This is a genomic window from Streptomyces sp. ATCC 21386 (genome assembly GCF_018728545.1).
In the GTDB taxonomy this organism is placed as follows: domain Bacteria; phylum Actinomycetota; class Actinomycetes; order Streptomycetales; family Streptomycetaceae; genus Streptomyces.
On sequence record NZ_JAAVVL010000001.1, the window covers coordinates 8,410,302 to 8,429,245 of the forward strand.

At 70.8% G+C, this 18,944-nt stretch carries 16 protein-coding genes and 2 tRNA genes; 7 read left to right on the plus strand and 11 right to left on the minus strand.

Annotation, left to right across the window (positions count from 1 at the left end):
* Positions 1-8: 8 nt before the first annotated feature.
* From ehuA to GWK25_RS36065, 3 genes are all read left to right on the plus strand, one after another.
* Positions 9-785: an ectoine/hydroxyectoine ABC transporter ATP-binding protein EhuA gene (gene ehuA, locus GWK25_RS36055; protein ID WP_184893637.1), complete on the plus strand. Its 777-nt coding sequence runs from the start codon at positions 9-11 to the stop codon at positions 783-785.
* Positions 786-999: 214 nt separating this feature from the next.
* A complete protein-coding gene (locus GWK25_RS36060; protein WP_215455695.1) occupies positions 1,000-1,758 on the plus strand; it encodes an IclR family transcriptional regulator in 759 nt (252 codons plus the stop codon).
* A gap of 114 nt (positions 1,759-1,872) precedes the next feature.
* Positions 1,873-1,946 (plus strand) — tRNA-Lys (locus GWK25_RS36065).
* A 123-nt stretch (positions 1,947-2,069) separates the two neighbouring features.
* Here the strand turns inward: GWK25_RS36065 and GWK25_RS36070 are convergent.
* The 4 genes from GWK25_RS36070 to GWK25_RS36085 all read right to left on the minus strand — a co-directional run bounded on the left by GWK25_RS36070 (position 2,070) and on the right by GWK25_RS36085 (position 6,175).
* Positions 2,070-2,723, minus strand: a complete 654-nt coding sequence (locus tag GWK25_RS36070; RefSeq protein WP_215455696.1) for a response regulator transcription factor — start codon at positions 2,721-2,723, stop codon at positions 2,070-2,072.
* Positions 2,708-3,946: a sensor histidine kinase gene (locus tag GWK25_RS36075; protein ID WP_215455697.1), complete on the minus strand. Its 1,239-nt coding sequence runs from the start codon at positions 3,944-3,946 to the stop codon at positions 2,708-2,710. The genes GWK25_RS36070 and GWK25_RS36075 overlap by 16 nt, the downstream gene beginning before the upstream one ends.
* Before the next feature lie 71 nt (positions 3,947-4,017).
* Positions 4,018-5,664, minus strand: coding sequence for a long-chain-fatty-acid--CoA ligase (locus GWK25_RS36080; protein ID WP_215455698.1), 1,647 nt, complete (start codon positions 5,662-5,664; stop codon positions 4,018-4,020).
* A 40-nt stretch (positions 5,665-5,704) separates the two neighbouring features.
* On the minus strand, positions 5,705-6,175 hold the full coding sequence (locus GWK25_RS36085) for a DUF3592 domain-containing protein (protein ID WP_215455699.1): 471 nt from the start codon (positions 6,173-6,175) through the stop codon (positions 5,705-5,707).
* On the opposite strand from GWK25_RS36085, the gene GWK25_RS44385 reads away from it, so the two are divergent.
* Positions 6,174-6,305: a hypothetical protein gene (locus GWK25_RS44385; protein ID WP_286014572.1), complete on the plus strand. Its 132-nt coding sequence runs from the start codon at positions 6,174-6,176 to the stop codon at positions 6,303-6,305. The genes GWK25_RS36085 and GWK25_RS44385 overlap by 2 nt on opposite strands.
* Here GWK25_RS44385 and GWK25_RS36090 read toward each other — a convergent pair.
* The 3 genes from GWK25_RS36090 to GWK25_RS36100 form a co-directional block, all read right to left on the minus strand.
* Positions 6,295-6,912 (minus strand): lytic polysaccharide monooxygenase, encoded by a 618-nt coding sequence (locus GWK25_RS36090; RefSeq protein ID WP_215455700.1) that lies wholly within the window; start codon positions 6,910-6,912, stop codon positions 6,295-6,297. The two genes, GWK25_RS44385 and GWK25_RS36090, sit on opposite strands and share 11 nt — an antisense overlap.
* 96 nt (positions 6,913-7,008) lie before the next feature.
* Positions 7,009-8,154 carry an SPFH domain-containing protein gene (locus GWK25_RS36095; protein ID WP_215455701.1) on the minus strand — a complete coding sequence of 382 codons (1,146 nt, stop codon included), beginning with the start codon at positions 8,152-8,154 and terminating at the stop codon, positions 7,009-7,011.
* 101 nt (positions 8,155-8,255) lie between these two features.
* A complete protein-coding gene (locus GWK25_RS36100) occupies positions 8,256-9,983 on the minus strand; it encodes a peptidoglycan-binding protein (protein WP_215455702.1) in 1,728 nt (575 codons plus the stop codon).
* Positions 9,984-10,286: 303 nt separating this feature from the next.
* Here GWK25_RS36100 and GWK25_RS36105 point away from each other — a divergent pair.
* The 3 genes from GWK25_RS36105 to GWK25_RS36115 all read left to right on the plus strand — a co-directional run bounded on the left by GWK25_RS36105 (position 10,287) and on the right by GWK25_RS36115 (position 14,769).
* Positions 10,287-10,360: transfer RNA gene (locus GWK25_RS36105), tRNA-Lys, on the plus strand.
* Between the two features lie 477 nt (positions 10,361-10,837).
* A complete protein-coding gene (locus GWK25_RS36110) occupies positions 10,838-12,835 on the plus strand; it encodes a glycosyltransferase family 2 protein (protein WP_215455703.1) in 1,998 nt (665 codons plus the stop codon).
* A complete protein-coding gene (locus GWK25_RS36115; RefSeq protein ID WP_215455704.1) occupies positions 12,832-14,769 on the plus strand; it encodes a kelch motif-containing protein in 1,938 nt (645 codons plus the stop codon). Before GWK25_RS36110 ends, GWK25_RS36115 begins: the two co-directional genes overlap by 4 nt.
* Before the next feature lie 191 nt (positions 14,770-14,960).
* Here the strand turns inward: GWK25_RS36115 and GWK25_RS36120 are convergent, their stop codons facing one another.
* The 4 genes from GWK25_RS36120 to GWK25_RS36135 form a co-directional block, all read right to left on the minus strand.
* Complete coding sequence (locus GWK25_RS36120; RefSeq protein ID WP_215455705.1) at positions 14,961-15,986, minus strand: glycoside hydrolase family 6 protein; 1,026 nt, start codon at positions 15,984-15,986, stop codon at positions 14,961-14,963.
* A gap of 391 nt (positions 15,987-16,377) precedes the next feature.
* Positions 16,378-17,100: a class F sortase gene (locus GWK25_RS36125; RefSeq protein ID WP_215455706.1), complete on the minus strand. Its 723-nt coding sequence runs from the start codon at positions 17,098-17,100 to the stop codon at positions 16,378-16,380.
* 9 nt (positions 17,101-17,109) lie between these two features.
* Positions 17,110-17,943, minus strand: a complete 834-nt coding sequence (locus GWK25_RS44615) for a hypothetical protein (RefSeq protein WP_308404401.1) — start codon at positions 17,941-17,943, stop codon at positions 17,110-17,112.
* Between the two features lie 158 nt (positions 17,944-18,101).
* Complete coding sequence (locus tag GWK25_RS36135; RefSeq protein WP_215455707.1) at positions 18,102-18,881, minus strand: HAD-IIA family hydrolase; 780 nt, start codon at positions 18,879-18,881, stop codon at positions 18,102-18,104.
* Positions 18,882-18,944 lie beyond the last annotated feature (63 nt).

The following is an 18,944-nucleotide window of genomic DNA, read 5'->3' on the forward strand; positions in this document are numbered from 1 at the left end:
CCCCGCTGATGAAAGAACCCGAGTCGCCCGGCGAGCGCGTGGCGGACACGAGCGAGCTGATCCGCTTCGAGAACGTGACCAAACGATTCGGCAGCAACACCGTCCTCGACCGGCTGGACTTCTCCGTCGACGCGGGCAAGCACGTCACGCTGATCGGCCCCTCCGGCTCCGGCAAGACGACGATCCTGCGCCTGCTGATGACTCTGACCAAGCCCGACGAGGGCACGATCACCGTCGGCGGGCAGCGGCTGTTCCCGGCGAGCGAGAAGCAGTGCCGTGAGGTCCGCAAGAACATCGGGATGGTGTTCCAGCAGTTCAACCTCTTCCCCAACATGAAGGTGCTGCGGAACATCACCGAGGCGCCCGTCACCGTCCTCGGGCTCTCCAAGGACGAGGCCGAGGCGCGGGCCCGGGAACTGCTCGACATGGTCGGGCTCGCCGACAAGTGCGACGCCTACCCGACCCAGCTCTCCGGCGGGCAGCAGCAGCGGGTGGCCATCGCGCGGGCCCTGGCGATGCGGCCGCAGGTGCTGCTCCTCGACGAGGTGACGTCCGCGCTCGACCCCGAGCTGGTCGCGGGCGTGCTCGACCTGCTCAGGGACATCGCCCGCACCACCGACATCACGATGCTCTGCGTGACCCACGAGATGAACTTCGCCCGGGACATCTCGGATCAAGTTCTGATGTTCGATTCTGGCCAGGTGATCGAGTCGGGCAGCCCCGAGAAGATCTTCGGCGATCCGTCGCACGAACGTACGCGGGAATTCCTCGGTGCGGTCCTCTGACTACGGTACGTGAGCGGCTGATCACACGGGAGCATTCGAGGTCCATCCGCCGGGCCATACCTCTGGCATATGCCAGAGTGCTGGTCCGGCAGTTGGGAGGCCCGGTGGTACCGGCATTTTCTCGCGAACAACCCCTCCACGTACGCTTCTTGGCCCGTATCGTGGGACACGGCAAGCTGTCCGAAAAACGGCCCGAGAAGCGCAGGGGGAAACCGTGGCGCTCAAGCACGAGCCGACCGCGCCGTACCACTCGGCCCAGGACGCGCTACGCGTCCTGGAGACGGTGGCCCGGCACGCAGGTGGCGTCACCGACGCCGAGATCGCCCGTCGCACCGGCGTCGACAGTGAGCGGTTGACCGCGCTCCTGCGGATGCTGCGTCGCGAGGGGTACGTGGAACAGACCACCGACGGCGCCTATGTCGCCGGTGCCGCACTCGCCCGGCTGGGCTCCACGCAGGGTCATGACCAGGCCCTGCGCGAGCAGCTCCAGCACACCCTCGACCGGCTGCGCGACTCCGTGGGCGCGGCCGTCTACGTCACCCGCTATCTGGACGGGGAGATCCAGGTCACCGGGTGGGCCGACAGCCCGGCCATGCCCGCCGTCCACGAGTGGGTCGACTTCCGCTCCTCCGCCCACGCCACCGCGTTCGGCAAGGGCCTGCTGGGCCAGCTCGACCTCAACGGCCGCCGCGACCACCTCTCGCGGCACCGCCCGGCCCGGCTCACCGCCCGCACGATCACCAACGAGAAGGTGCTGCTGAGCAAACTCGACGCCCAGACCCCCACGGTCCCGGTCCTCGACCTCCAGGAGTACGCGCCGGGCACGGTCTGCGCGGCCGTCCCCCTCACCGCGGGCTCCGCCGTCGGCTGCCTCGCCCTGTCCCTGCCGCTGCGGCACGCGCACCGGCTGCGGGCGGCGGCGCACACACTGAACCGGGAGGCCGCTCCGGTGCTGCTGTCGTTGGCGATCTAGAGGACGCCTGTTCCGCAGAGATCCAGCTCACGTTTAAGTGGTCGAAGGCACCCCTGCGGACCAGGTAGTATTTTCTCTGTCGCCAGCCGCGAAAGTGGAAGAGCGACGGAGTCTGCGCCGCTAGCTCAGTTGGTTAGAGCAGCTGACTCTTAATCAGCGGGTCCGGGGTTCGAGTCCCTGGCGGCGCACGATGACGATGGCGAGGTATGTTCGCGAAAAGCGCGAACATACCTCGCCATCGTCGTTCTTGCGCGGCTCCGCCGCGCGTTGTGAGGGCTCCGCCACCCACACCCCCTCGCGCCGTGCGGGCCTCAGCCTCGCAGGTACGCCAAGACCGCCAGCACCCGTCGGTGGGTGTCCTCCGCCGGCGGCAGGTCCAGCTTGCCCAGGATGTTGCCGATGTGTTTGCCGACGGCCGCCTCGGTGACGACCAGCTCCCGGGCGACGGCCCCGTTCGACTTCCCCTCGGCGACCAGCGCGAGCACCTCCCGCTCGCGCGGGGTGAGCGCCGCCAGCGGATCACGCCGGCGCCGCAGCAGCTGCCGTACGACCTCGGGGTCGACGACCGTACCGCCGGCCGCGACCCGCTCCACCGCCTCCGCGAACTGTTCGACCTGCCCGATGCGGTCCTTGAGCAGATAGCCGACGCCGGTGCCGTCCCCGGTGTCCAACAGGTCGGCGGCGTAGGTACGTTGGACGTACTGGCTGAGGACGAGGACGGGCAGGGCGGGGTTCGCCGCGCGAAGTGCGAGCGCGGCGCGCAGGCCCTCGTCGGTGAGGCCGGGCGGCATGCGGACGTCGGTGACGACCAGGTCGGGGGCGTACGAGGACACGGCCGTGAGCAGCGCGTCCGCGTCCCCGACCGCCGCGACGACCTCGTGTCCGAAGCGGGTCAGGACACCGACCAGCTCTTCCCGCAGCAGCACGCTGTCCTCGGCGAGCACGATCTTCAGCGCTGCGGGCACGGGATCTCCAGGGACAGGACGGTCGGGCCGCCGGCGGGGCTGTGGACGGTCAGTGTCCCATCGAGCACCGCGAGCCGGTCGGCGAGCCCGGTGAGCCCCGTGCCCCGTGCGGGGTCGGCGCCGCCCGTGCCGTCGTCGCGCACCTCCACCCGCAGCCGTCCGTCGGTGTGCCGTCCGGTGATCCACGCGCGCTCCGCCCCGCTGTGGCGGCCGATGTTGGCGAGCGCCTCGCGGACGGCGAAGTAGGCGGCCGACTCCACGGACTCGGCGAAGCGGGGCAGGTCCACGTCCAGTTCCACGGGGACGACGGACCGGTCGGCCGCGTCGGCGAGGGCGTCCGGGAGGCCGTAGTCGGCCAGCACCTGGGGATGGATGCCGTGGATCAACTCCCGCAGTTCGCCGAGGACCCGGTCGGCCTCCCGGTGGGCGGTGGCGAGCCGGTCGGCCAGTTCCGGCGGGGCGTCGAGGCGGGCCAGGCCCAGGGTCATGCTCAGGGACACCAGCCGCTGCTGGGCCCCGTCGTGCAGATCGCGCTCGATACGGCGCCGCTCGGCCTCGAAGGCGGCCACCAGCCGGGCACGCGACCGGGTCACCTCACCCAGGCGCCGTTCCGCCTCCGCCTCGCTCGGCGCGAGCAGCAGCCGGGCGAGCGCGGCCCTCAGTCGCGCGTAGCGGACCAGGGGCCACAGCAGCGCGAGGAGGAGGACGGCGCCTGCGGCCGTGCACAGCAGGGCCTGGCCGTAGGAGTCGATCAGCCAGAGCTTGGCGATGCGCGCGTCACCGCTGACGCTGCTGGTCGTCGCCAGCTGCGCGGGCGCCGCGATCATCGCCGCGGGCACGGCCAGCGCGACGAACAGCACGACCACGTCCAGCGGCCACAGCACGAACGCGAGCAGGGCGGTGTACGCCAGTTCACGCCAGGTCGACCGCTCGGTCAGCCGCAGCCGGGCCCAGGCGGCTGGACCGGGTTCGGCCGGGGTGGCGTGCGGGTCGGGCGGCGGCGGCGTGCGGGTGAGGGCGAGCCGTCGTCGTTCGAGGGCGCCGACGGGGATGCCCGACAGGACGGCCACGGCGAGCAGCGGCAGGCCCACGAGGAAGGGGGCCAGGGCGAGGCCGAGGGTGCCCAGGACCAGGAGCACCACCAGCAGTGTGGCACCGAGGAGGACACCGCTCAGCAGGTAGGCCACCGCGCGCGGCACATCCCGTACGACCGTTCGGATCATGGGGCCACGGTAGGCGGGGGCGACGGGCGGCGGCCATACGCCCAGGTGGTGTTCGGGAGGTAGGGCCGGCCCTACCTCGTCAGCAGTTCCTCCCGTCCGCGCGCCCGGTACTCCGTCACCAGTCGCGCGAGGTCCACCGCCGAGAACTTGCGGTACGCCCACTTCCCGGGCGGGCGCCACCAGACCGGGTCGGGGCAGCGGAAGCCCTCGCGGCGGAGGGCGGCACGCTGGATCTTGTTGGTGGCGGTGACCGGCATGGACCGGACGACCCGGACGAAGCGCGGCGTCATCTTCGTGCCCAGGTCGGGCTGGGACAGCAGGAACTCGGCGAAGCGGCAGGGGTCGAAGGTGCCCGCGACGGTCGCCATGACCTGGTCCCCGGCGACCGGGTCGGGCACCGCGTACACGGCGACGGCCTCGGCACCCTCGTAGCGGGCGAGGATGTTCTCGATGACGGCGGCGGCGAGGTTCTCGCTGTCGACGCGGAGGCGGTCGTCGGTGCGGCCGGCGAAGTAGAGGAAGCCGTCGGTGTCGCGGTAGAAGAGGTCGCCGGTCCAGTACCAGCCGTCGCGGCGGCGGGCGGCGTCCGCCTCCGGGTTGCGCCAGTAGCCCTCGAAGGGGTTGGGTCCCCGGTTGACCAGCTCCCCTATCGCATCGGTGCCGTTGAGCAGCCCGCCGTCGTCGCCGAAGAGAGCCGGCGGGCACTCCTTCCGGGTCTCGGGGTCCACCACCGCGAGGTCGTCATCGGGTGCCGCCCGTCCGATCGCGCCCGGTGGCGCCCCGGGCGTGCGCTGGATCGCCGCCCCGCCCTCGGACGACCCGTACCCCTCCACCAGCCGCACCCCGAACCGTTCCTCGAACGCCGCCGCGTCCACCGCCCCCGCCTCCGTGCCGAAGCCCATGCGCAGCGGGGTGTCCCGGTCGTCGGGGCGGGGCTCGGTGGCGAGCAGGTACTGCACGGCCCGGCCGACGTAGGTGAAGTACGTGGCCCGGTAGGCCCGTACGTCGTCCAGGAACGCGGAGGCGGAGAACCGGCGGCGCAGGGCGACGCCGGCCCCGGCGACCAGGGCGGGGGCCCAGTCGGCGATGACCGCGTTGCCGTGGAACATCGGCATGCAGACGTAGTGCACGTCGTCCCCTCGCACCCCGAAGCGGTCCACCAGTGCCCGGCCGGCCGCCGCGAGCCGCCCCTGGGAGCAGATCGCGGCCTTGGGCGCGCCGGTGGAACCTGAGGTGAAGTAGAGGAGGAGACGGTCGGCGGGGGTGGCCCGGGTGGCATCGGGCTCGGCGCCCGCGTACGGGGCGAGGAGGTCGGCGTAGGACTCGGTGTCCGTCACCAGGACGCGTACGCCGGGGAGTTCGAGTCCGTCGAGGAGCGGGAGGTGGGCCCGTTCGGTGATCAGCAGGCGGCACTCGGTGTGCAGGATGTCGCGGGCCAGTTCGGGGCCCCGTCGGGTGGGGTTGACCCCGGCGACGGCGGCGCCCGCGAGGGCCGCCGCGCTCAACCAGAGGGGGAACTCCGGGGTGTTGTCGAGGAGGACGCCGATGTGCGGATGGGCGTGCGGTGGCAGGAGGTCGGCGAGCAGGGCCGCGCGGGCGGCGGCCGCGGCGGCGACCTCGTGGTGGGTCAGGACCTGTTCCTCGAACCACAGCCCGGGCCGGTGGTCGCCCCACCGGTCGGCGACGAGCTGTGCGACCGTACGCCTTGTGGACTCCATGTCGGCGCACGGTAGTTGACATACCGTCAGTTGAGGAGGGTCACGGCGTCGGGAACGAGGGGTCTGTCGAGAACTGGTGGTAGGTGACCATGAAGAAGACGCAGAACGCGAAGGCCACCCCGAGGAAGGCGAGGATGCCGACACCGGCGGCCGCCTGCTTGACCCGCTCGCCGGGGGCGTGGGCGGTGGCCACCACGTTCGGGCCGTCGGTGTAGTGGACGGTGACGAAGTCGCCCTCGATCGTCGTCGTGGGACCGCCCTCCTCCTCGAACCGGATGGGGCGTCCGTCATGGGTGGTGAACTCGTAGACGTGGTGGATCGTGGTGTGCACCGAGCTGTGGTCCCCCGCGCCCCCGCTGACCGCCGTGAACGCCTTCAGACAGCGCGCCTCGGCCGTCAGTCCGCTGCTCCAGGCCCTTCTGACGCGCAGCCAGCGGATGAGCAGCCGGTACGCCATGAAGGCGATGAAGGCCATCATGACCGCAGGGATGAGGTAGAAGAAGACATCCATGGTGTTCCCCCGAAGTCCGGCCGCCGCCCTGGTCGGCGACGTGAGGGGAACGTACCCGCACGACGGCCCCGCGCAGCTCAAGGGATCCTCAGAACTGGCGGGGCCGCTGCGGGAGTTGCTCAGAAGGTGACGTCCGAGCAGGCGTAGAACGCGTTGGTGGTGTCGGCGATCGTCCAGACGGCGACGATCACATGGTGGCCGCTCAGCCCGGAGGGCAGGCGTCCCGTGTGGGAGAGCGTGGACGGGGGGCGCTGACCGTTGTAGGGGACGGTGAAGAACGGGGTCAGGTTGAGGTCGGAGCGGGCCAGGGCGTGGTTCTGGTTCCAGCCCGCCCTGGTGACGTAGTACTTGAAGTCGGTGGTGGCGTGCATGGCGGTGAACTGCCACCGGAACGTGTAGTTCTGACCTCCCGTCACCCTGGTGGTGGGCCAGGCGCCGCCGCCCGGCTTCGTGGACGCGTTGAGCTGGTTGAACCTGCTGTTGCCGCCGGAGCAGATCTGGCCGTCAGCCGGCCCTGAGCCCGGGAAGCCCTTCGGCCCCTCGACGCTCTGCGGTTCCCACTGGATGTCGCCGCAGTTGGTCACGGTGCCGTTCTGACAGAGCTTCTGCCGGCTGACGGGAAGGTCGGTGTAGCCGTGGCCGGTGGCGCCACCACTGGAGAGGACGAGCGCTCCGGTGGTGGCGAGGCCGACCCCGACGGCGTACCACTTGGTCCTGCTGTGCGTGCGTGTGCGCATGCTGCCGCTCCCTGGAGTACGTGGGGGTGTTTCCAGGTCTAGACCAAGTCCCAGATTATGGGTGCGGATTGAACATGTCCATACCAATTCCGGGGTTCACGGGGACACTTCGCGGCGCCCTGTATAGAACGCCACCGTCAGGTCCTTCACCAGCGCCTTGCGCTCGTAGTCGTCGAGTTCGACCAGGCCGCGCACGGTCAGCCGGGTCACCGTGTCCTCGACGGAGTCGACGACGGAGGTGAGCACGGTGTCCCGGTGCTGGGCGTCGAGTGCGGCGATCCGGCGGCGCTGCATCACGGCGGCCACCTCGGGCGCGTACTCGATCCGGACCGGCTGGACCGAGAACACCTCCATCCCGACCGGCGCCGTGTCCGCCGCCACCAGCCGGGTCAGCGCCTCCCCCACCGCCTCCGTGTTGCGCAGCGTCGAGTCGCGCACCAGCGCGCCCGGCGCCACGTCCGCCGGCAGCTGCGACAGCACCCGGGAGACCGCCGCCTCCACGCACTCGCGCAGATACCGCTCGTGGTCCTCGATCCCGAGCAGGGCCCGCGCGGTGTCCCTCACCCGCCACGCCACGAGGACGACGACCCGCAGCGCCACCCCGTTCGCGTCGACGGCCGCCATGGGCTCGCTCCGCCAGTGCCGCAGCCGCACGTCGACGCGACGGCGCAGCACCAACGGGTTCACCCAGAGCAGTCCGGTACGCCGGACCGTCCCCCGGTACCGGCCGAACAGCCCCAGCACCCAGGCCCGTCCGGTCCGCCCCCGGGCCAGCCCGCCGAAGCCGAACATCGTCAGCGCCCCGGCGCCCGCGTACGCGGCCCACTGCGCCGGCCCTGGTCCGGCGCCCGCGTACGCGGCCGGCAGCCCGAGCGCCCGTACCGCGAGGCCCGGCAGCACCCCGGCCCACCAGGAGGTGAGCACGCACCCGGCCAGCCCGCAGGCCCCGCCCAGCACTCCCACCATCCCGGGCACCACCCGCGCCGGGCGCTCGACCAGTTCGGGGTCGACCTCGACGGTGGGACGCGGCTTCATCGACGCGGGCCCCTGCCGCACTCTCGGCTGCTCGCCGGTGCCGCGCCGGCGGCCCACGACGGCGGGGGTGACCGGTACGGAGACCGGGGCGGGGTCGTCGCGGAAGAGCAGATGGACCGGGATCTCGGTGGTCGTCTCGTTCTGGATGAGCCGGGCGGGCCGCGCGGCCCCCTCGGGCTCCGGGGTGTGTGAGGTGGTCGTACTCATACGTGCCTCCATGCCTCCGCGCAGGAAGAGCCGTGGTGAGAGCCGGTGAGGGGGATGGGATGAGGGGTGAAGGGTGAGGGGTGAGCGGGCTGGAACGGCCGTCAGGAGAACAGGCGGCGCCAGGTTTCCGGTCCCGGATAGCCGTCCGCCGCGCCGCCCCGCCAGCCCTGGGCCCGCTGGAACGCCTCCACGTTCCGCCGGTCCGCCTCGCCCCAACGCGGCCCCGGGCCCGAGGTGTAGTACTTGCCGAACCCCTTCTCGACCAGCCGCTTCCCCAGCCGCGTGACGAACGCGTTGTCCGCGCCCGGCCGGAACATGCCGCGCCCCGGATAGCCGCGGACACCGTGCGAGGCGGGTGTCAGGGGGGTGCCCACGTCGTCGGGGGCATCGGACTCGACGGGCAACCCGGACGACCCGGGTCCGACGGACGAGCCGGGCCTGACGGACGACCCGGGCTTGAGAGGGGAGCTGGGCCTGAGGGGGGAGCCGGGATCGTGGAGGGAGCCGGGCTCGGGGGGTGAACCGGGCCTGGCGGACGGGCCAGGCCTGTCGGGTGTTCCCGGATTCCCCGTCGGGCGGTGCACCGCGGGGGGCCTGGGCCGGCCGGCCGGTGCGCCCTGGGGGCCGGAGCTTCCGGCCGAGGCCGGCGGGATGTCCCTGCCCCTCCCGGTGACCAGGTACGACCAGGTCAGCGGCCCCGGAATCCCGTCGGCGTGCCGGCCGGACCAGCCCTGCGCCCGCTGGAACGCCCGGGTGGCCCTGCGGTCGCTGTCCGACCAGATCGGTCCCGGGCCACCGGTGTAGAAGCGGGCCCCGCCGCGCGCCACCAGCATCTGGCCCAGCCGGGCGACGTGCTTGTTCCGCGCGCCGGGCCCGAAGGCGGCGGCGCCGGGGAAGCGATCCCCGGCGGACGGCCCGGCAGCCCCCTTCGCGCCGGTCTCGCCCCCCGGGGCGGCGGGTGCCTTGGCGCCCTCGATGCCGCCGGGGCCACTGCCGGAGACGCCGCCGGTGGACCCGTCGGAGCCGCCTGAGCCGTTGAGGGCGTCCGTCTCGTCGTCCGGAGAACCCGCGCCGTCGGAGACCAATCCCTTGTAGCGGTACGGCACATAGCGGGCCGCGTTGTTCCAGTACCCGTACGGCGTGGTCTGCCTGCGGGCGTACGGGCGGGCCGACTCGTAGGCGATGTAGTGGGTCCGCGCACGGTCCGTCCAGCCGCCGAAGATCACGACGTGCGAGCCCTGCTGCGGGTCCTTCGGATTGTGGAAGAGCAGAATGTCGCCGGGTTCCAGCCGGTCCTTGGAAATACGCTGCGCGAACTTGTCGAGGCTGCCCGTCCATTCGTTTCCGGGGAGATTCCAGGCCATGGAAACGAACCCCGAACAGTCCTGGCGATAACCGTCGGACCAGTACTCGCGCATGCTGTACGGCACCTCGTCCGCGATCCACTTCTTGGCCCGTTCGATGATCTCGGCGCGTGTGGTGGGAGGTGTCCTCACCCCCTTCAGCGGCTTGCCCCCGCCCGTCGGACGCCCGCCGGGACCGTGCAGCGGCGCCTTCTTCCCCTGCGGGGTCTTCGGGTCCTCACCTGCGGGAACGACGCTGGGGACGGTCGGACCGTGGGCCGCCGCGACCGCCGGCACGGCGTGCCCCGCGCCGAGTGCGGCGCCGGCGGCGGTGGCCACGACGAGGGCGTTCCGGGCTGTCCTGGCCGCCGGATGACTCAGATGGGCGTACCGGGTCGAGTGCGGCATGACCCGCCGCCAGTGGACACAGCCGGGGCATTCGCAATCGGCCCCCGGATCGATCTCCTCGAATGCCGGAGTCCCCATACGATTCCCCTCGCGAACCGACCCAAGAATTCCACGCTTCTGCACGCCCGTCAGTTTCGCAACTGTCATCCGCTGTCGCATGTTGACGGTCCAAATGATGTACCCGGCCGCCTTTGGCGGGAGCGCCGAGCGCCGGCGTCGTGCGTCGGCGCCGTGCGTCGGAACCTGGCGACACCTCGACCGGCCACCGCGGACGACGCCCTGCGCGGGGCCCCGGGGAGGTCGAAGGCCCGCGCCCAGGCCGTCCAGCCGGAGTGCGCGTGGTCGGGAGCACCCCTGCCCCTCCGGTAAAGTTCTTCTCGCGCGCCGCTAGCTCAGTTGGTTAGAGCAGCTGACTCTTAATCAGCGGGTCCGGGGTTCGAGTCCCTGGCGGCGCACAGACCGGAGAGGCCCCTCGCGAGTGATTCGCGAGGGGCCTCTCCGCATGTGCACATCACCCCGGGCCCTCCCCCCGCCCCCTCGCACTCCCCTCCCACTCCCCACAGATCCTCCATCAATGCACTCATATCCGCGTATGACCGGTAAACGCCGTGTTTCGCATCTTGCGATCAAGATGAACACCATAGAACCCTGGGCCGTAAGAGACTGCGGATACACGGCGGTTGGGGAGCCTTGGGCGGTTTGCGCCCTGGGATGGGGATCTGGGGCCCTCGACAAGGTGCGTGCCGTACGCGCTCAGGCACAAAAGATGCCGAGGGGGCATCAATGCAACCGGATGGTCTTCGTCCCGTGTCTCCATGGTGTAGATCACATGGTGACGATGACCCACTGATGCGTCCGTAACGGTCGAGGGGGACCGATTCGGACGAAAGACCGACGAACACACACTCGACGTGTGTGCGGGGGGATGACTCATGACGTCGACGCCGACGGGCGCCCGGCACAACCACGACCCATCCGATACGACCCGGCTCAAGGTGCCGTCGCACCGCACCGGAGCCCTGCGCAAGCTCAGGAAGGCCCTTCCGAGATACGACTACGAGCACTACAGCCGGCTCGCCGGCCCGCTCACCCAGCCCGACCCGACCAAGCCCTACAAGGTGCAGTACCGGTCGCTGATCTCCCAGGAGCCGCACCGCCTCAGGGTCGCCCTGATGCTGGCCGCCGCGCCGCTGCTCTCCCTGGTCCTGCTGGCCTGGCTGTTGCAGCAGGAGCACTGGACCAAGCGCGACTACGTCGAGTACGAGTTCCTGCCCGCCCTCGACCTGGTCATGCTGGTCTCGATCGGCCTGATCGAGTTCTTCCGCTGCATGAACGTGCTGTCCAACGCGCATGCCACCCTGGTCGCCCGCGACCCGATCCCGGTGGTGCCCGAGACCGGCACCAGAGTCGCCTTCCTCACCTCCTTCGTGCCCGGCAAGGAGCCGCTGGAGATGGTGACGAAGACCCTGGAGGCCGCGGTGCGGCTGCGCCACCGCGGACTGCTGCACGTGTGGCTGCTCGACGAGGGCGACGACCCGGATGTGAAGGCGGTCTGCGCGCGCCTGGGCGTGCACCACTTCTCCCGCAAGGGCATCGCGAAGTGGAACCAGCCCAAGGGTCCGCACCGCGCCAAGACCAAGCACGGCAACTACAACGCCTGGCTCGACGCGCACGGCGACGACTACGACTTCTTCGCCTCGGTCGACACCGACCACATCCCGCTGCCCAACTACCTGGAGCGGATGCTCGGTTTCTTCCGGGACCCGGACATCGGCTTCGTCATCGGCCCCCAGGTGTACGGCAACTACGACAACTTCGTCACCAAGGCGGCCGAGTCCCAGCAGTTCCTGTTCCACGCGCTGATCCAGCGCGCCGGCAACAAGTACGGGGCACCCATGTTCGTCGGCACCTCAAACGCCGTACGGATCAAGGCGCTCAAGCAGATCGGCGGGCTGTACGACTCGATCACCGAGGACATGGCCACCGGTTTCGAGATCCACCGGCACAAGAACCCGGCGACGGGCCGCAAGTGGCGCTCGGTGTACACCCCGGACGTCCTCGCGGTGGGTGAGGGGCCCAGCGCCTGGACGGACTTCTTCACCCAGCAGATGCGCTGGTCGCGCGGGACGTACGAGACGATCCTCAAGCAGTACTGGAAGGGCTGGTACTCGCTGCCGCCGACCAAGCTCTTCAACTACACGATGATGATCATCTTCTACCCGATGTCGGCGCTCAACTGGATCCTGGCGGCGCTTAGTTGTGCCCTGTTCCTGGGCCTCGGCGCCTCGGGCGTGAACATCGACCCGGTGGTGTGGCTGATGCTCTACGGCAACGCCTCCGCGCTCCAGATAGGCCTGTACGTCTGGAACCGCCGGCACAACGTCTCCCCGCACGAGCCGGAGGGCTCCGGCGGTGTGGCGGGCATGGTGATGTCCGCGCTGTCCGCTCCGCTCTACGCGAAGGCGCTGATCGATTCGGCGCTGCGCCGCAAGAGCAAGTTCGTGGTCACGCCCAAGGGGGACTCGGCGAGCCCGGACCGCTGGTTCGGCACTTTCCGGTACCACTGGTACTTCATCGTCATCTTCGGTGCCTCGATCGCCGCCGGGTTCGCTTTCGGCAACGCGCACCCCGCGATGATCATCTGGGCCACCTTCGCCATGATGATCACCGCCCTCCCCATCTTCGCCTGGCGCTACATGCTGCGCCAGGACCGGAAGAAGGCCGCCGCCGCGGCCGAACTGCAGGGGTCCATGGTGGCGCCGCCCGAGGCGGCTCCCGCACCGTTCGCGCCACCCCGCGCACCGCACGCCCCACACGCGCCGCACGCTCCCCAGCACAAGCCGAGCTGGGCGGCGTCCGGGTCGGGCAGCGGGGGTAGCGACCAGACCATGCAGATCGCCCTGGGCGGACTTGGGGGACGTAAGGAATGAAGGACCGTGCAGGCCGCCGCCGTGCCCGTCGCCTCGCGATCGGCGCGGCGGTGGTCCTCGCGCTCGCCGGGATGAACGGGCCGTGGGTGTACCGCTTCAGTACCGAGAAGTACCACGAGTACAAGATCAACAGACCCGAGTACAAGGCCGACAACGGGCACTGGCAGATCGTGGAGTTCCCGGAGAAGTACCGTCAGAACACCATCCACGCCGCCCTGTTGCACACCGGCAAGATCCTGCTGATCGCCGGCTCGGGCAACGACGCGGAGAACTTCGACAAGAAGAAGTTCGACACCCGTGTCTGGGACCCGGTCAAGCAGACGATCAAGCGGGTGCCGACCCCGGCCGACCTGTTCTGCACGGGTCACACCCAGCTGTCCAACGGCAATCTGCTGATCGCGGGCGGCACCAAGCGCTACGAGAAGCTGAAGGGCGACGTCACCAAGGCCGGCGGCCTGATGATCATCCACAACGAGAATCCCGACAAGGGGATGAGGCTGAAGGCGGGGACCCGGTTCGTCGGCAAGGCGAACGGCAAGACCTTCGTCCTCAAGGACACCGTCGAGCTGAAGAAGGCCGTCAAGACCTTCGATCCGGACACGGGCAAGTTCACCGGCAACAAGCCGGGGATCGCCCGCGCCTACGTCGAGGCCGAGCGCAGCGGCAAGCGGTACGAGACGGGGACGGAGGACAACTACAAGGTCGTCGGCCTGAAGGGCGAGGACGCGCGGAACACGTACGGCATCGCGCAGAAACTCGCCCTCGACAAGAAGGACTTCCAAGGGATCAAGGACGCCTACGAGTTCGATCCGGTCGCCGAGAAGTACATCAAGGTCGACCCGATGAACGAGGCGCGCTGGTACCCCACGCTGACGACCCTGTCGGACGGCACCGTGCTGTCGCTGTCCGGCCTCGACGAGATCGGACAGCTGGTCCCGGGCAAGAACGAGATCTACGACCCCGGGACGAAGAAGTGGACCTACACGAAGGAGGAACAACAGTTCCCGACCTACCCGGCGATCTCCCTGATGCAGAACGGCAAGCTGTTCTACTCGGGCGCCAACGCGGGGTACGGGCCGGACGACATCGGGCGCGACCCCGGGATCTGGGACCTCAAGACCAACAAGTTCACCAAGGTCCCCGGCATGAGCGACAGCAAGCTGCTGGAGACCGCCGGGACCGTGCTGCTGCCCCCGGCGCAGGACGAGAAGTACATGGTCATCGGCGGGGGCGGGGTCGGTGAGTCGGAGCGGTCCAGCAAGCGGACCCGGGTGATCGATCTGCTGGCCGACCGGCCGCGGTTCGTGGACGGGCCGCGGCTGGCGAAGGGCACGCGGTACCCGCAGGCCTCGATCCTGCCCGACGACACCGTCCTCATCTCCGGCGGCTCGGAGGACTATCGGGGGCGCGGCGACTCCAACATCCTCGAAGCGCGGCTGTACGACGCGCGGACGGGCCAGATGCAGCGGGTCGCCGACCCCCTGGTGGGCCGGAACTACCACTCCGGGTCGATCCTGCTGCCGGACGGACGGGTCGTGTTCTTCGGATCCGACTCCCTGTACGCCGACAAGGCCAACACCAAGCCGGGAGAGTTCGAGCAGCGGATCGAGATCTACACGCCGCCGTACCTCTTCCAGGACGCGCAGCCGACATTGACGGGTGGGCCGAAGACGGTGGCGCGCGGCGGGAAGGCGACGTTCGGGACGCGGCACGGGTCGTCCATCGAGTCGGCGCGGTTGATCCGGCCCAGCGCGTCGACGCATGTGACCGATGTGGACCAGAAGTCGATCGAGGTGGACTTCGAGGTGACCGGGGACGAGATCACGGTGACCGTGCCGAAGAACCGGAATCTGGTGCAGTCGGGCTGGTACATGCTCTTCGTCACGGATGATGCGGGGGTGCCGAGCAAGGCGCGGTGGGTGAAGGTGCCGTAGCGCTCCGCTGGGTTTCGCCGTGTTCGGGTGCGGGGGAAGTGAGGGCTGGTCGCGCAGTTCCCCCGCGCCCCTGAAAGCGAAAAGCACGGGCTCAGCCCGTGCTTTTCAGGGGGCGCGGGGGCTGCGCGAGCAACCACAACCGCCCGCAGTCGCCCGACCACCGCAGCCCACCCCGTGGGGCGCCCCGACCGTCAGTCGGACGCCTTCGCCAGATCCAGCGCGTACTCGGGCCACCACTCGCCCGCCTTGGGCCCGCCCTTGCACTCCCCGTCCGACTCCCCCGGGCGCTTGACCCAGAGGTACGCGTCCACGAGAGGGTCCGCGGTCTTCGTCGTCGGGGACTCCCCGAGCGCCCGCCCCGGCGGATTGCACCAGCGCTCGTCCTCGTCGCCCTCGTTCCAGGGGCCGTTGCCGTTGCGGCTGGTGTCGATGACGAAGGGCTTGTCCCCGATCTTCGCGGAGAGTTGCCTGCCGTACTCGATGGAGTCCTCGGTGGTGTAGAAGTTCGAGACGTTGACGGCGAAGCCGTCGGCCTGTTCGACACCGGCCCACTTGAGAGGGTCGTAGATCTGCTCGGGGTCGCCCCAGCCCGCGTTGCCCGCGTCCAGGTACACCTTCGTGTTCTTCAGCGCGCCCAGCGTCTCGATCGCGCCCTTCAGCAGGTCGTACCGCTCCGCGTGGAACTCCTCCGGCGTACAGCCGTCCACCACGTGCAGCACCGCGTCCGGCTCCAGCACGATCGTGGCCGGACGGTCCCCGATGCCCCGGGCCACGCCGTCGATCCACGCCCGGTACGCGTCACCGTCGGCGGCGCCCCCGCCGGAGTACTGGCCGCAGTCGCGGTGCGGGATGTTGTAGAGGACGAGCACGGCGTCCCGGTCGGCCTCCTCGGCGGCGACGGTGAAGCCCTTGGCCTCCCGCTCCGGGTTCTCCGGGCCGATCCACTCGCCGGTCGGCTGCTCGGCGATCCTGCGGATCAGCTTGGCGTCCTTGTCCTTGCCGGCCTTCTCGTAGGCGACGACCTGCGCCGCCGCGTTCCCCTTCGGGTTGACCCAGAACGGGTCCGTGCCGTCCGGCTGTTGGGTGATGCCGGAACCGGAGGCCCGGCCCTTCCCGCCGCCACCGCCGTCGTCTCCCCCGGAACAGCCTGCGAGGAGTAACGCGACCCCCATCACCGCCCCGCACGCCCGAACCCCGGCCCCCCTACCGCCGTACATCCAACTCCCCCTTGGGTGCACCGTGTCGTAAGCCCCAATCCTGACATAAGTCCCGCCTCGCCCACGAGGTCGTCACCATCCGCCCGGCGGCACCGACGGGACCACGCGCCCCGGAACGCGCCCGCACCGCCGCCACCTGCCTCCATGACGGAGCGCCACGATCCGTCGACTTGGCGTCAAACAGTCTCTGGCCGGTGCCGCCCCCACGCCCTGAAGTCGCGGTCGAACGGCCCCCGGTCGGCGGCGCCGGCGGGAGCGGGTCGCCGACGGGGCCGGGAGCACAGTGTCTTCGCAGGTGTCGGGGTTCCGTAGCACCGAGGGCTGTGCACTGATCGCTTTCCGGTCAAAGTCCCGCCCGTCACAGCGTCGTGCGGGCCAGGCGCTGTGACCGTCACGGCCTCGTTCCGCTGAGGTACGCGTTGACGACCACGTTCGCCGTGTAGGTGCGGCTCGCCTTGTCGAACGTGCCGCCGCAGGTGACGAGCCGGAGTTCGGCCCGCCCGGACTGCCGTACGCCGTAGGCCTGTCGGGCGTCGAACTCGTCGCGGCCGATGACCCGCACGTCGTCCACGGTGAACTCGGCCATCCGCCCGTCGCTGCGGGCCACCCGGATCTTCTCGCCGACGCGCAGCGCGCTCAGCTTGTAGAAGACGGCCGGCCGGGTCTCGGTGTCGACATGCCCGACGAACAGCGCGGCCCCCGTCGCGCCGGGCCGCGCGCCACCCGCGTACCAGCCGACGACGCCCGGCTGACCGTACGACGGCGGCTCGACCGCCCCGTCCCGGTCGAGGCCGCGCGCCACGACCGGCGCCTGCACCCCCATCGAGGGGATGTCCAGCCGCTGCGGTCGCGCGCCTTTCAACGGCTCGGCAGCGGGCGGCAGTTCGGCCTGGGCAGGCCGTCCCACGGCGGCCACGTCCCCGGTCGTCGGCGCGGCGCCGCCCTGCCGTACGTCGGTGACCTCGCGGCCCCACAGCCACAGCCCTAGCAGCAGTACGGCCCACGCGACACCGGTGACGACCCGGCCGGTCCCGCCGCCGGACCCACCGCCGGAACCGCGTTCGCCGACGCCGCCGTAGTCGTAGCCGTTGTCGGAATAGTCCCGTCCGGACACGACGGCCCCCTATTCCGTACGGCGGTCGCGGCCCCGGCGCGCACCACGCGCCACGACCGCCACCGCCGCCACCCCGGCGAGGACCAGGCCGACCACCGCGTGGCGGGCGCCGGGGCCGGTGTGCCGGGCGTCGTCCATGGAGTTGGCCGGGTCGGCCGAGCCACGCGCGTCCGCCGGGTCGGCCGCCGCGAGCTGGGCGGCCGCTCCGCCACCGCCCGCGCGGACGGGGGCGATCGGGGAGGAGGGCGACGAGGGCTGCCGGTCGGCGGGGCGCTCGCCGGCGGGCCGCTCGGCCGACGGCGGCGCTTCGGTCGCGGTCGGCCCGGTCACGGGCGGCTTGATCCCGGACGGCTCGATGCCTGGCGGCTCCGTCGACGGGAGGGTGATGCCGGCCGGGGGCCTGAGCCCCGTCGGCGGTCTGAGACCTGTCGGGGGCCTGAGGCCGGTCGTGGACTTGAGGCCCGTTGTGGGTTCGAGGCCGGTCGTGGGCTCTCCTTCGCCGCCGACCTTGATCGTCCCCGTGACCTTGTCCTCCCTGCCGTCGCAGGTGATCCGTACCGCGTAGGTGCCGGGATCGAGCGAGGAGCGGACGCGGGTCTCCCCGGCGAGCGTGCCGGGGCTCCAGCCGGTGAGCTGGGTGAGCCGCGCGTCCGCGACGAACGCGGCCGAGACGGCCGTTCCCGTCTTCCCGCCGCAGCCCGCGGCCCGCACCCGGACGTCGGTGCCCGGGACCGGTGAGGCCGGCACCACCGAGACGTTCCGCGGGTCGGTCGCGTGGGCCGAGGGTGCCGATGCGGCGAGCGCCGCCGCGACCACCACCCCGGCACAGAGAGTGACTCGCACTGAGCCCATGGTGAACCTCCAGACACCCCAGAGACTCCCCCGCCGGGCGGCGGGACGCATCCGGGGAGGCGCCCCGACTGCTCCGTACGGGTGTCAGGAGGTTTATCCGGGGCCGGGCACTCGGCGACCTCGCCGGGCGGGCGACCGACCGGCCGGACTCAGAGACGGTCCACGAGGTCCGCGATCGAGTTCACGACCTTCGAGGGGCGGTAGGGGAACTTCTCGATCTGCTCGGGGGCGGTCAGACCGGTGAGGACGAGGAAGGTCTCCATCCCCGCCTCGATGCCCGCGAGCACGTCGGTGTCCATACGGTCGCCGATCATCGCGCTGGTCTCCGAGTGCGCGCCGATCGCGTTGAGCCCGGTGCGCATCATCAGCGGGTTCGGCTTGCCCGCGAAGTACGGCTTCTGCCCGGTCGCCTGGGTGATCAGCGCGGCCACGGCCCCCGTCGCGGGCAGCGGACCCTCGGTGGAGGGGCCGGTCTCGTCCGGGTTGGTGGCGATGAACCGGGCGCCGCCGTTGATCAGGCGGACCGCCTTCGTCATGGCCTCGAACGAGTAGGTGCGGGTCTCGCCCAGGACGACGTAGTCGGGCTCGTGGTCGGTGAGGACGTACCCGATGTCGTGCAGCGCGGTCGTCAGCCCCGCCTCGCCGATGACGTACGCCGTGCCGCCGGGCCGCTGGTCGTCCAGGAACTGGGCGGTCGCCAGGGCGGACGTCCAGATGTTCTCCACGGGCACGTCCAGGCCCATGCGGGAGAGCCGGGCGTGCAGGTCGCGCGGGGTGTAGATCGAGTTGTTGGTGAGCACCAGGAAGGGGCGGCCGGAGTCACGGAGCTTCTTTATGAAGGCGTCGGCGCCGGGGATCGGCACGCCCTCATGGATGAGCACCCCGTCCATGTCGGTGAGCCACGACTCGATGGGCTTGCGCTCTGCCATGTGCGATCTCCTGCCGGCGGCTGTCGATATCTGCCGTACGTCCGCACGTCCGTACGCCTGTAC